The organism is Microcoleus sp. Pol12B3 (assembly GCF_036701355.1).
Lineage (GTDB): Bacteria > Cyanobacteriota > Cyanobacteriia > Cyanobacteriales > Microcoleaceae > Microcoleus.
The window spans coordinates 1-13,230 of the sequence record NZ_JAUBQS010000100.1; the positions used below are offsets into that span (position 1 = coordinate 1).

Annotated in this window: 11 protein-coding genes and 3 pseudogenes; 4 read left to right on the forward strand and 10 right to left on the reverse strand. The window is 44.3% G+C overall.

Features of this window, described 5'->3' with window-relative positions; genetic code table 11:
* The 4 genes and pseudogenes from QUA53_RS27395 to QUA53_RS27410 form a co-directional block, all read right to left on the reverse strand.
* A pseudogene (locus QUA53_RS27395) lies at positions 1-686 on the reverse strand (ISAs1 family transposase); the annotation flags it as partial.
* A gap of 399 nt (positions 687-1,085) precedes the next feature.
* A complete protein-coding gene (gene ffh, locus QUA53_RS27400) occupies positions 1,086-2,534 on the reverse strand; it encodes a signal recognition particle protein (protein ID WP_333099279.1) in 1,449 nt (482 codons plus the stop codon).
* A gap of 551 nt (positions 2,535-3,085) precedes the next feature.
* A complete protein-coding gene (locus QUA53_RS27405) occupies positions 3,086-3,532 on the reverse strand; it encodes a hypothetical protein (RefSeq protein WP_333099280.1) in 447 nt (148 codons plus the stop codon).
* Between the two features lie 288 nt (positions 3,533-3,820).
* On the reverse strand, positions 3,821-4,195 hold the full coding sequence (locus QUA53_RS27410) for a hypothetical protein (protein WP_333099282.1): 375 nt from the start codon (positions 4,193-4,195) through the stop codon (positions 3,821-3,823).
* A 418-nt stretch (positions 4,196-4,613) separates the two neighbouring features.
* On the opposite strand from QUA53_RS27410, the pseudogene QUA53_RS27415 reads away from it, so the two are divergent.
* Together QUA53_RS27415 and QUA53_RS29395 are read left to right on the forward strand one after the other, a co-directional pair.
* Positions 4,614-5,936: pseudogene (locus QUA53_RS27415) on the forward strand (IS4 family transposase).
* Positions 5,937-6,006: 70 nt separating this feature from the next.
* Positions 6,007-6,093 (forward strand): annotated as a pseudogene (locus tag QUA53_RS29395) (hypothetical protein); the annotation flags it as partial.
* Positions 6,094-6,136: 43 nt separating this feature from the next.
* On the opposite strand, the gene QUA53_RS27420 reads toward QUA53_RS29395, so the two are convergent.
* The 3 genes from QUA53_RS27420 to QUA53_RS27430 all read right to left on the reverse strand — a co-directional run bounded on the left by QUA53_RS27420 (position 6,137) and on the right by QUA53_RS27430 (position 8,215).
* Positions 6,137-6,358, reverse strand: a complete 222-nt coding sequence (locus QUA53_RS27420; protein ID WP_333099283.1) for a hypothetical protein — start codon at positions 6,356-6,358, stop codon at positions 6,137-6,139.
* On the reverse strand, positions 6,351-7,523 hold the full coding sequence (locus QUA53_RS27425) for a TRC40/GET3/ArsA family transport-energizing ATPase (RefSeq protein WP_172188640.1): 1,173 nt from the start codon (positions 7,521-7,523) through the stop codon (positions 6,351-6,353). Before QUA53_RS27425 ends, QUA53_RS27420 begins: the two co-directional genes overlap by 8 nt.
* Before the next feature lie 299 nt (positions 7,524-7,822).
* A complete protein-coding gene (locus QUA53_RS27430) occupies positions 7,823-8,215 on the reverse strand; it encodes a DUF2358 domain-containing protein (protein WP_333099285.1) in 393 nt (130 codons plus the stop codon).
* 69 nt (positions 8,216-8,284) lie between these two features.
* On the opposite strand from QUA53_RS27430, the gene QUA53_RS27435 reads away from it, so the two are divergent.
* Positions 8,285-8,899 (forward strand): glutathione S-transferase N-terminal domain-containing protein, encoded by a 615-nt coding sequence (locus tag QUA53_RS27435; RefSeq protein WP_333099286.1) that lies wholly within the window; start codon positions 8,285-8,287, stop codon positions 8,897-8,899.
* A gap of 76 nt (positions 8,900-8,975) precedes the next feature.
* On the opposite strand, the gene QUA53_RS27440 is transcribed toward QUA53_RS27435, so the two are convergent.
* The 3 genes from QUA53_RS27440 to ahcY form a co-directional block, all read right to left on the reverse strand.
* Complete coding sequence (locus QUA53_RS27440; RefSeq protein ID WP_333099288.1) at positions 8,976-10,400, reverse strand: NADP-dependent isocitrate dehydrogenase; 1,425 nt, start codon at positions 10,398-10,400, stop codon at positions 8,976-8,978.
* 166 nt (positions 10,401-10,566) lie between these two features.
* Positions 10,567-11,169, reverse strand: a complete 603-nt coding sequence (locus QUA53_RS27445; RefSeq protein WP_333099289.1) for a DedA family protein — start codon at positions 11,167-11,169, stop codon at positions 10,567-10,569.
* Positions 11,170-11,343: 174 nt separating this feature from the next.
* On the reverse strand, positions 11,344-12,621 hold the full coding sequence (gene ahcY / locus QUA53_RS27450; RefSeq protein WP_333099290.1) for an adenosylhomocysteinase: 1,278 nt from the start codon (positions 12,619-12,621) through the stop codon (positions 11,344-11,346).
* A 360-nt stretch (positions 12,622-12,981) separates the two neighbouring features.
* Between ahcY and QUA53_RS27455 the strand changes: the two genes are divergently transcribed.
* Positions 12,982-13,194 (forward strand): mechanosensitive ion channel domain-containing protein, encoded by a 213-nt coding sequence (locus QUA53_RS27455; protein WP_333099333.1) that lies wholly within the window; start codon positions 12,982-12,984, stop codon positions 13,192-13,194.
* The last annotated feature ends 36 nt before the right edge of the window (positions 13,195-13,230 follow it).

Below are 13,230 nucleotides of genomic sequence, written 5' to 3' on the forward strand. Positions count from 1 at the left end.
AGCTGTATGTGTAAATCCCGAAAATCCTTGTCTAATTGCTTGTTTAAACAACTCTTTCGACGAAGGCATACAGGGATGGTTGGTTATTTTTTAAGGTGATTACATAATCTCCTTCTTGTTCGACAATTGACTTTACAATTGACCTCTGACAGCCCATAGCATCAATGCTGACAATGCTTCCATTCAATTTTAATACTTTGAGTAAAGCCGGAATAGCTGTGATTTCATTAGACTTTTTATCAACCTTAAGTTGTCCTAAAACTAATCTTTGACTCGTCGCCCAAGCACTGACCATATGAATTGCTTTTTTATCTCCTCCCCGATCGTAAGAATGGCTAAGAGTTTTGCCATCAATTGCGATTACTTCTCCAGGATTGAAGCAATTAATAGATTGAATCCAACTCAAAAAACATTTCTGAAATTGCTCCGGTTTTAGCCGAGAAAATACTCGCGCAATTGTATCATGTGAAGGTATACCATTCGGCAATTCTAAAATTTTCTTTAACCATTCGTATTGAACTGCGCCCGTAACTTTCAATATCCACCCATGTATCAGCACCACAAATCACGGCACAAATTGAGAGGGTGATAATATCAATTAATTGATGATGTTTCGTTCGCTCAATTCTGGGATCTTCTAAGTCGGCAAAATGGTCGGCGATGGTGATTTTAGGTTTGAGTTTCATACAGGTAAACTCTAATTAAATGTTTTTTAGATACTCAAGAATTCTCCTCCAATATACCAGATTATGTTAACATAAAATTTAGATGCGTTCGCCCTGGGTATACGGGCTGCCACCCTTATTGCGTCTATCTCCTAAACCTCTTTATCACCCCCCCAGCTATCAGCAGTCGTGGCCATGCGTCACAACCTGTTAATCAAAGCTATGAGTGAACGATTGTTGGGTCGTGGAAAGGTCAAAATGCAGGTAATTGGGACCTTGATGAGGAAACTGGTTCATTTGGCTTTTGGCATTTTAAAATCCCAAAAGCCGAATGGACCCCAATTATTTGAACGCTACCCATTGACAGGTCAAGACAGTATCTACAACTTTTTGACAATGATGCAATATGTTTGACGCTTTCTACAACTGTCCGAAACCTTTTTTAGGCTTATCTTTTTTCTTTTTCTTCTTCTGCTGCGCCCCCATATAGCCGCGGGAACCGGGCTGCATTCCGGGGCCGCCCATTCCCGGCATTCCGGGCATTCCCGGCAATCCTCCCATTCCTGTAAAGTTGCCTTGACTCATTTGCTGCATCATTGTACGCATTTTCTGGAAATCGCTGACCAGCTTAGTCACGTCGTTTTCAGCGTAGCCTGCGCCTTTGCCGATGCGGCGGCGACGGGATGGAGAACTTGCTAAAAGTTCGGGATTACGGCGTTCTTCGACTGTCATGGAATTGATCATGGCTTCGGTGCGTTTTAGCTGCACTTCTCCCTGCCGCATTTGTTCATCTGAGAGTTTGTTCATCCCCGGAATCATTTTCATGATGCCGCCGAGGGAACCCATATTTTTTAACAGTCTGGTTTGTTTGAGAAAGTCGGTAAAGTCAAACTTTGCCGTGAGCATTTTCTCTTGCATTTTTTCGGCGTCGGCGATGTCGAATTCTTCTTGCGCTTTTTCTACTAGCGTCAAGACATCGCCCATTCCGAGTATTCTCGATGCCATGCGATCGGGATAAAATGGTTGCAAGGCTTCCACTTTTTCGCCTACGCCGACAAATTTAATCGGCGCGCCGGATATTTGCCGCACTGATAAAGCTGCACCGCCCCGGCTGTCGCCGTCTAATTTGGTTAAAATTGCACCGGTAATGCCGATTTGTTCGTGAAAGGTGCGGGTTAAATTTGCTGCTTCTTGGCCGGTCATGGCATCAACAACTAACAGCGTTTCGTGGGGTTGTACTGTTTGTTTGATGCGACCCAATTCTGCCATCATGTCTTGGTCGATTTGCAGGCGGCCTGCTGTATCGACGATGATGGTATCGATGCCAATTTGTTTGCCGTGTTCGATGCCTTGGCGGGCAATTTCTACGGGGTCAATGTCTTTGCCTAATTCAAATACTGGTACGTCGATTTGTTTGCCCAGGGTTAGCAATTGGTCGATCGCCGCAGGTCGATAAATGTCGGTTGCGACTAGCAGTGCGGTACGATTTTGCTTGCGGAGGTGCAGCGCTAGTTTGGCGGTAGCTGTGGTTTTCCCGGTTCCTTGCAAACCGGCCATGAGCACGACTGTGGGCCCGGATTCGGCGGTGGCGAGGGGTACGTTGGTTTCCCCCATGACGCGCACGAGTTCGTCGTGGACAATTTTGATGAATTGTTGGTCGGGACGGACGCCTGAGACGACTTCTGCGCCTTGTGCTTTTGCCGCTACCTCTGAGATGAAGTTTTTGACGACTTGGAGGTTGACATCGGCTTCCAGGAGGGCGCGGCGGACTTCTTTGAGGGCGTCTTGAATGTTGGACTCGGAAATTTTATTCTGTCCGCGCAGTTTTTTCCAGGTGGATTCGAGTCGATCGGCGAGGGCTTCAAACATAGGGCATTGTTGGCTAGTCAGTCTTTTTAATTTTAAGGCTAAATGCGGATGTTTGGATTAATGTTTTGCTAATTTTTGAATAATCCTTTCAGGGCAGGCTAGAAGCCCACCCCACAAGAAAATTCATATATTGTGGAACAGGCATCTTGCCTGTTATTAAAACTGCTGCCGCAAAATTCATCTATTGTAGGACAGGCATCTTGCCTGTTACTAAAACTATTGCCATAAACTTCATCTATTGTGGAACAGGCAAGATGCCTGTTCCTAAAACTGCTATAAGATGTGACTTTTTACATATTCTGCGATAGCTGGTTGGAGTTGGAAGAGAGTGCGATCGCCTTTTTGAACTTTTTCGATTAATAACCTCCGTCTCAAGGATTCGACGGCTTTGAGGAATTCAGAAGGGGATAATTCCAGGAGGGCTGGTTTTTGGAGATTTCGACTGCTTTGATTTGATTTGCCAACCAGGACATTACTTGTTTTTCGGAGTCTGACAAGCGCTGAAAATGTTTGTGCAATAAATATTCTAAGTCTCCTAAAACTAGGCTATTTTAGGATAAAAATTCAGAAATATTGCCACTAAATAAGTCTTGAATTGCAGCGCATACGGTATTTAACCACAAGGGATTTCCTCGGTAAAGGTCTATCAATTTTGATCGGTTTTCCGATTCAACTAAACCTTTTTCTGTGAATATTTCTCGCGCTGGTTCGCCTGAACCATTGAGTTGCAATGTTTGACAAATTTTCGGGTGGCTTTCTAAGGCTGCAATTTCTCTGGGTTTTTCCCAACTAATCAAGATTATGCAACTCTTGTGGCATGATTCTGCTATTTGTTTGAAGAAAGTGCCGTAATTTTCATATCCTGGTTGATAGTTTCCTGCTAGTTGTTGGCTGCTGAAAATTGTTTGTACGTCATCGAGGATGATCAGACAGCGATGCGATCGCAAATATTGTAGGGGCAATCCCCCGGTGGTTGCCCTTTCTTCGGGGGCGGGCACGGGGGCACCGCCCCTACAGAATTGAATTAAGTCGGTTTCGAGTGTTTGGAGGGGTGGCGCGTGGCGGAGGCTTCGCTAGATTATACAGTCGAATTCATATTGAACGTGTTGGATTAGTTGCAGTGCGATCGCACTTTTGCCACTTCCGCTTAATCCTAAGATGCTGATGAGACGGGTGCGGTTTTCCAAAATCCATTGTTTGAGGGTGGAAAGTTCGGATGTGCGATCGTAAAATGTCGAGATTTCTGGTGCGTCGTCTAAGTCGATGTGGGGCTGTTTTGCTGTTGGTTAGGGGTTTTGAGGTGTTTTGGGCGATCGGGCTTTTTCACGACAAATGTTAAGCTTATTATTAACTGTTATACTCTCGCCTGTTATATTTTCAACAATTGCTGATTGATAATTATAAATTTTACCCTTCTCTAATACAGTCGTAAAATTTGCTTTAGTAATATTTTTTCCTAATTCTTTAGAAAGTATTTTCCAAAGTTGTGAACCGACATTTCTGACATGAGTTGGACTTGAGTAAACTTCTTGAGCAATTTGCGTGTAAGTTGTGTCTTGTAAAGTTCCCTGCAGAATCGCTTCTTGCACGTAATCTAAATGCTTTCCCGTCTTAGCAAAAATTAGCTCATCTGCCAGTGTCAAAACTTCGGCAATATCCATAGATTAGGGAGAAGCCATTGGTAACAAATTAGAAAGGAGTAGATTTTGTCAATACCCCTTTGTGCATAAATATAAGGAGATAATAATGATAATCAAACCTGGGGTAAGGGTGGGAGAGTCCGCCTGCGGCGGACTCTCCCAGGCCTAGGACGATTATCATTATTAATAAGTTGTTGGCTCGATTGGTGTGGGATTGCGATCGATAATAATGGCGGACGATCGATAATAGTGACCGGCGCGAGATAATAGTTGCACCACAGCCGTGCACTTTCGAGCGTTGGGTCTAGCACGATCAATTGCGAGCGTTGGTACGATCGAACGATATAATGGACAAATAATTGAGCGATTGTGTAGGTTTGTAAATATGGCTAAAAGTCAAAAAACCAACCGTGACCACGCCAAAAAAACCACAAAACCGATGGTGGAAGATGAAGCGATTGCCTCGCAACTATCGGCATTATTAACACCCGCGATCGTCTCACAAGAAAACTACTACCGTCAACTAGGTTTATTCGCTGAGAATTCTTAACCTGCCGTTGATGGTAGCAGTGGTATTAACCCTGCTATGGCGAGATGTAGCGGGAGTAACAGAACTTACAAGAATGCTGGCAAGAGAAGGTTTTTTGTGGTGCCGACCTACGACAGTCACTCAACAAGCAATGTCTCAAAGATTTTTAAGTTTTCTCGCCGCATTATTTGAGGGAGTATTCAAAAATTTATTGCCGAGTTTAAAAAATGCTTGGCACCAGAGAAACCAACGACCCCTACCAGAAAGCATTCAATTTGCCTTAAGAAATTTTTCAAGAATTTGGATAGTAGATAGTTCAACCCTCGAAGCATTATTTTGCAAGCTCAAAAGCTTGGAAGATATACCCACAGGGCAGTTGGAAGGAAAAATGGCAACAGTCATAGATTTAATGACCCGGCTTCCTGTTGAGATTTGGTTCCTAGAAAACCCGAGAGCTTCTGATGTTAAGCTTGAAGAAAATATCCTGCAATTGGTGCCAACTAAAACCTTACTCTTACTGGATAGAGGATTTTATCATTTTAGCTTTTGGCTCAAATTAATTGAACGAGAGCTTCACGCTCATTACTCGTTTGAAAAAAGCAGCAGCAATTCAAGTACAGCAAGTATTTACCAAAAGTTATGACCTGAAAGATAGTCGGGTACGTTTGGGTTCAGGAACAGCAAAAACTCCATTTATTACCTTGCGTCTGATAGAAGTTCGTTCGGGTAAAACCTGGCATTCTTATTTGACAAGCGTACTAGATCCTCAAGTTTTACCACCCTAAGTCGTAGCAGACTTATATCGCAGGCGGTGGAGAATTGAAGAAGCTTTTAATACCGTAAAAATACTCTTGGGATTAAGTTATTTGTGGACGGGTTCTCTTAACGGCATTCAGCTTCAAATTTGGGGAACTTGGATATTTTATGCAATCTTAGTAGATTTAGGTGAGGCCGTTTCCGATCGACTCTCTTTACCAATAGATTCGATTTCATTAGAAATGATTTACCGGGGTCTTTACCATTTTTATGTAGCCCGCCAACAAGGTAAGACAACTGACCCTATCGAGTATTTAGTCTTGAAGAGAAAATCGAGATTTAGGTATTGTTAAGTCTCAACGAAAGCCCAATGTTAAGTTAATTGTTGCCCCTTTACCCGCTCGATAGCGAGACCAAAATCAATATTTCTTTGATACTTCTGCTGAACTCCCCTTGACAACTGGCATACAAGCTTAACTTGTTACCAATGTGCGATCGCGACGACATTTTTGAATGAATCTGGAACGGTTGGTGGAACCCGAATTGGATTCCATTCACAAACGAAAGCAATGGTGCTTGCGAATGCGTAGATTTAGCCCCAGCAGCAGCCGGAAATGTTGGACAAGTCATTATTGTAGAGTGGCAGGAGGCTACTAGAGGGCTTATTGCACCTAGTTTTAGAGTTTATCTGGAGATTTTTGCAGATGCACTAGAACGCGGAGAATATCGGTTCTCTGAGAATGGTTATGGGTTAGTCGATCTAGTTGACTTTGAAATACTCGATCGCGCAGTTGGTAATGGTTGATACCGTCCATTGACTGCACCCAATGCCCTCCAGAGAGACAGGACTTACGCAGGTACACTACATATAGCGTGCCTGCGTAAGTCTTGTTAAGCAAACTTAATCTTCAAATAATCATCCTCCATCTTCGCCCCCGAAGGTTGCAGCGCCGCTAAAGCTTGGGGCAACACCAAATTACGGCGGTGATTTCCAATCCGAACATTCAACTCATCTCCCGTTTTGCTCAACTGAATTTGATCTTTAGCAATTCCGGGCAAATACAGCTCAAGACTATATTGATTGTTTTCCTGCACGATCTTAATCGTATTTTCTTTGTAATAAACTTGACTGGGGTCTTCGTCTTTGTAAAGCGTTTCTTTCAACCGTTCCAAAGCTGCCAAACCGCACATTTCTTCAGAATAAAGTGGCACCTCCTTAACTGGCAGCGGCATGAAATCTGAGTGAATTTCCTGACGGTACTGCTCCTGACTTTCTTTCCACCGTTTGAAAAATGGGTCAGTTACTTCTGCGGGAATAATCCGGTTAGCTACTACTAAATCTGTGGCTACATTGTACAAACTCAAATAGGCATGAGCGCGCAGAGACTCTTTAATTACCATTTTTTCTGGATTAGTAACTAACCTTACCGAAGTGACAGTATTGTCAGTTAAAACCTTTTCCAAAGCTTCGATTTGTTCGTAAAATTCGTAAGGTGCATCCATCACCTCTTTGTCTGGTAAAGAAAAACCCGCAATCGGTCTAAAAATAGGTTCCACTAAAGGCCGAAGGGCGGCGGATATGCCTTGCAGTGGCTTGTAAAATTTTCTCATGTACCAGCCGCCAACCTCCGGCAAACTTAGCAGTCTCAATGCAGTGCCAGTTGGGGCAGAATCGATAATTAAAACATCAAATTCACCTTCGTCATAATGCCGCTTCATTCGCACTAAACCGAAGATTTCATCCATTCCTGGCAAGATGGCTAATTCTTCAGCTTGAACGCCTTCGAGCCCCTGCGCTCGCAAGACTTGAGTAATGTAGCGCTTAACTGCTCCCCAATTGCCTTCTAATTCCCTGAGAGCGTCTAATTCTGCTCCCCACAAATTCGGCTTCACCAGCCGCGAATCGTGTCCGAGTTCCATGTCAAAGCTGTCGGCTAAGGAGTGAGCGGGATCAGTGCTCAGCACTAAGGTTTTGTATCCCAATTCGGCACATCGCAGCCCAGTCGCAGCGGCTACGGAGGTTTTGCCGACGCCGCCTTTTCCAGTCATTAATATTAAGCGCATTGATTGTTTAGCTCGCCTGAAAGTAGTTTACTTTTATATTGTAACGTTATGTAACAAAAATTAATTTTGTGCGGTAATTAATTGGGGCGACAAGCAGCCACTGAACACAGCGCCTTTCCTGTGACTCACGAAATTTCTGAAATGTCAAGATCAGTTAAAATTATTTATCTCAGATATCAATTGCAACAAATAAAAATCCATCAGCGTTCATCTGTGTTTATCTGCTAACATCTGCGGTTAAAAAAGGGAGCTCGCTCTTGAAACACCATTTTTATTGCTAACAAACCTAAGAAAAATTATCAAACATTAATTTTCAGAGGAAATACAAGCTGTTTGATCACATCCAACCGCGAACAGTCCCAGTAATCAATGTGAGAAACAATTAAACCGTCGCTGTTGACTTTCAGTTCGCTCCTACCAGCGATCGCCATTTTAGGTCGCCAAGGTAGCGGTGCGAGCCAGCTCAAAGTCCAGCGAGTTTCTATAAGATCGGACGATCGCGAAATGCCGTGCAGGTCTAGTTTAATTTCTTTAAAAAAATTCCCCATAAACCCGATCATTTTGCGGTAGCGATCGACTCCTGTAAATCGATTCACCGGATCCTCAAAATAAACATCTTTGGCGTAAATGCTGTAAGTCTGATTTTGAGGAAATCTTTGATAATCGTCTTTGAGAATTTGAATAATATCCATTCTGATTAGCTATTTGCCTTAAATTATTATAATATAGTTTATACCTGCTTGAGAAAAGGCGGACAACTTATGATCGACCTGTACACTTTTACCACACCGAACGGTCGCAAAGTCTCGATCATGCTCGAAGAAATAGGTTTACCCTACAGCGTGCACGTCATCGACATCACCAAAAACGACCAATTTAGCCCAGAATTCATCGCAATCAACCCCAACAGCAAAATTCCGGCGATAGTCGATCGAGATAACGGCATCACCGTCTTCGAGTCTGGCGCTATTCTGATCTATCTTGCCGAAAAAAGCGGCAGATTTCTGCCCGCAGACAAACAAAAATACTTTCAAGTTATAGAGTGGCTGATGTTTCAAATGGCCAGCGTCGGTCCGATGTTTGGTCAGCTCAACCACTTCAAACGCTTTGCACCCGAACAAATTCCCTATGCGATTGGGCGCTACGAAAAAGAAACCTTGCGGCTCTACGGAGTATTAGACACTCAACTAGCAAAATACGAATACATCTGCGGCGACTATTCGATCGCCGACATTGCTACCTATCCCTGGGTTGCTATTTACGAATTTCAAGGATTAACCCTCGACAACCACCCCCATCTCAAACGTTGGGTAGAAACCTTGCAGAACCGTCCCGCCGTTGAGCGCGGCATGGCTGTTCCCGAACTGCAAAAATAGCAATTTTTTAACCGCAGACAGACAAAGATATTACCAATCTTATCTGCGTTCCTCTGCGGTTAAAAATCTTTAAAACCTAATCAGCAAAGTGCTTAATAATCGCCTCCGCAAACTCCGAACACTTCAACTCAGGCACCGGCGGTTCCATCAACCTCGCCAAATCGTAAGTAACTTCACCGTTAGAAATTGCCGCTCCCAAACCCTTCTTAATCAAGTCTGCTGCTTCCTGCCATCCCAGGTATTCTAACATCATCACCCCGGACAAAATCAAGGAACCGGGATTGACTTTATCCAAACCGGCGTGTTTCGGTGCAGTGCCGTGAGTTGCCTCAAAAACTGCACATTCATCACCAATATTCGCGCCGGGACCCATACCCAATCCGCCGACAATGGCGGCGGCCGCATCGGATAAATAATCCCCGTTCAGATTCATTGTCGCCAAAATCGAATACTCTGCCGGCCTGGTTTGAATTTGTTGGAAAATACTATCAGCAATTCGGTCGTTGACCATAATTTTTTCTTTCCACTGACCACTGCCGTGACTGTCCCAAATTGCAAACAGAACATCGGCGACTTCTTGACGAATTTTGGCTTGTTTTTCTGGCGTCAAAGCATCATATCCAGGGTCTATTTGGCGGGCATTATCTTCTAAGCTAATGTCGGGATTTTTTTCTTTGTTGCCAAGAATCCAAGACTCTCTTTCAGTCACGCACTGAGCGCGAAATTCGGTAGTTGCTAATTCATAACCCCAATCTCGGAAAGCTCCTTCGGTGTATTTCATGATGTTGCCTTTGTGCACTAAAGTTACTTGCTGCTTCTCTTTTGGCAACCGTAAAGCGTGGGTAATAGCGCGTCGTACTAAACGCTGAGAACCTGTTTTGCTAATGGGTTTAATTCCGATTCCCGAATCGAGGCGAATTTGTTTTTTGCCATGTTCTGGTGTTGCAGGAATTAACTCATTATTGAGGAATTCAATCAATTTTTTGCCGATTTCGCTGCCTTTTGCCCATTCAATGCCGAGGTAAATATCTTCTGTATTTTCCCGGTAAATAATTACATCTAGGAGTTCAGGAGTTTTGTGTAGCGATGGTGTTCCAGCATAATATTTGCAGGGTCGCACGCAGGCGTAAAGGTCAAAGATTTGCCGCAAAGCTACGTTTAGCGATCGAATGCCGCCCCCGATTGGGGTTGTCAGTGGCCCTTTGATGGCAACTCCGTATTCTTTGATGGCGTTTAAGGAATCCTGGGGCAGATATTGGTAAGTACCGTAGACATCGCAGGCTTCGTCGCCTACATAGATTTTAAACCAGTTGATTTTTCGATCGCCACCGTAAGCCTTTTCTACCGCCGCATCCATGACTTTCTGGGATGCAGGCCACAAGTCAACCCCGGTACCGTCGCCGCGAATGAAGGGAATAATCGGGTCATTAGGGACGATCGGCGAACCGTCTTTGAAAGTAATTTTAGAACCTGTTGTTGGGGCGACAATCTTTTCGTACATATCTTAACGGCGGGGATAGGAATGTTCCCTATTTTGCCACGATTGTCTCCCTAAACCTCAATCAATCCTAAATATTTGTATAAATTTTTGATAAATTGATTATTAACCGCAGATAACAGCAGATAAACGCAGATTTTTTTGGGGATGTCTGCATTTATCTAAAATTTTATTCTTTTTGCATATTCTTCTTCACAATCCACAAAATACACCAGATGACTATAATCACCACAACTATTTTGGAAACAGGGCCCAGATAATCGTCTACAAGTGTATAATTTTCCCCGAGTTTATATCCGGCAAAAGTCAGGAAACTTACCCATAAAAGAGTGCCGCCTGTAGAGTAGATTAAAAAAGGAATTAAAGGCATATTATTGATGCCAGCGGGCAGGGAAATTATGGTGCGAACTCCGGGTACTAGGCGACACAAAAACACGGCTTTGTTGCCGTGTCTGTTAAACCATCTATTTGCTTTGTCAATATCAGCGCCCGATACTGTGATCCACTTGCCGTATTTGTCGGCTAAATTCCTCAAGCGTTCTTCGCTCAATAATTTACCGGCATAGTACCAGGGAAGCGCCCCCAAAACTGTACCGATTACTCCTGCTGCGATGGCCGGTGAAAACTCCATTCTGTTCTGGAATACCGTGAATCCTGCCAGGGGCATAATCAATTCTGAGGGTATGGGGGGGAAAAGATTTTCTAAAAACATCAACAGCCCTATTCCGAGATACCCCATCGACTGCATTGTGTTAGTTATCCATTCAACCATTTTGATTCACTAATTTGGTAAGAAGAAGTCCGTAGCCATTAGTCATTAGTCATTGCTCGTTACTCGACTGTGCCGAATAACGCATATCTAGAGGCTCTGCCTCGACTCCCTATAAGGGAAACAGAGCCTCGTTGTATTCATTCCCCGGCACAGTCGGGGAACGATAAACGATGATTAAGTACCCGAAGTCCAAGAATTTGTGTACTCTATTTGTTCAGCAGTCAAGGTATCAATATGAATACCCATTGCTTCCAATTTGAGACGGGCAATTTCTTTGTCAACTTCCACCGGGATTGAGTGAATACCAGGCTCTAGTTTGCCTTTGTTCGTAACCAGATATTCGCAGGCTAAAGCTTGGTTAGCAAAGCTCATATCCATCACAGCGCTGGGGTGTCCTTCGGCTGCTGCCAAGTTGATCAAACGGCCTTCACCCAACACAATAATCGACTTGCCATTATTGAGGTGATATTCTTGAGTGAAAGACCGGACCGTTTTCACGTCGGTGCTTTTTGCGCCGAGGGATTTGAGGTCAATTTCAATGTCGAAGTGACCGGAATTGCAAACAATTGCGCCGTCTTTCATTGTCTCGAAATGTTCGGCACGAATGACGTGTTTGTTGCCGGTAACGGTAATGAATATATCTCCGATTGTTGCTGCTTCATCCATCGGCATGACGCGGAAACCGTCCATCACTGCTTCGATCGCCCGAATCGGATCGATTTCGGTGACAATTACGTTAGCACCCATACCGCGGGCGCGCAGTGCTGTGCCTTTGCCGCACCAACCGTAACCTGCAACCACAATATTTTTACCTGCTAACAAAATATTGGTAGCGCGGATAATCCCGTCTAGGGTAGATTGACCGGTGCCGTAGCGGTTGTCAAAGAAGTGCTTGGTGTCGGCGTCGTTGACGTTCATTGCGGGGAAAGTCAGCACGCCGTCTTTCAACATGGCCCGCAGGCGCACGATGCCTGTGGTAGTTTCTTCGGTAGTTCCGATTAAGTCGGCAATTTGGTTCGGGCGATGCTGGATCAGTGCCGCTACCACGTCGCTGCCGTCGTCGATGATAATATTGGGGCGGTGGTCTAAGGCTGTGTAGACGTGACGTTCGTAGGTAGCCGCGTCTTCTCCTTTGAGGGCGAAGACGGAAATGCCGTAGTCTTCAACTAAGCAAGCCGCTACGTCATCTTGAGTGCTCAAGGGGTTGCTGGCGATCAGTACGGCGTCGCCACCGCCGAGTTTGATGGCGATCGCCAAATGAGCGGTTTCTGTGGTTACGTGGCAGCAAGCAGCCAAGCGAATGCCAGCGAAAGGCTTTTCTTTAGCGAAGCGTTCTTGAATTTGCCGCAAAACGGGCATTTCCCGGCCGGCCCACTCGATGCGTTGCTTTCCCAAGGGGGCGAGGGACAAGTCTTTGACTTCGTGTTTAATCTTGACGGATGTAGCAACCATGTATGTTATTTCTCAGAAATCATCAAACTTTGTTAGTTTTAGCAGATTAAGTCATCGGCGGGCAAGTGTTGTGATTTTACTCGATCGGGGTCGGCGCTGCTAATCTTAAATTTTGATTGTGTTTTAATGATTAGCGAACAAGTCGATGGACTCACCCCCACAGTCAGAGTCAAACATTCATGTCGGCAGATCGATCTCAATTTTTTGTGTTAGCGTGGCATTCTTGAATTATTTGACACTCTCATTTGGGCTGCTGGCAGTTGGAGCGCCTGCGTGATTGCGTTCCCAGCTTGGCGTCCGGCAGATATCATTGGTTTGTTATGACTTGGTTGAGTAGGGATTAGTTTCGCGTTCCCAGACATCTTCAAATACTTTTTAGGGAAAATATTGTTGCTGTTGCACGAATCGTTTCAATGGGGCGATCGGATAATTGTAGAAGGCTTTGAAGGTACTGTTGAAAAGATTCTGCTGCGTTCAACTCAAATTATTAGTGATGGGGGAGAGCTAGTTATCGTACCGAAGGCGATCGTATTTATAGTCATTTCAAATAAGTATGAGACTTTTAAAAAATGAGGTAAAATGAAAAAAAATCGTTAACCAGTTAGGGAA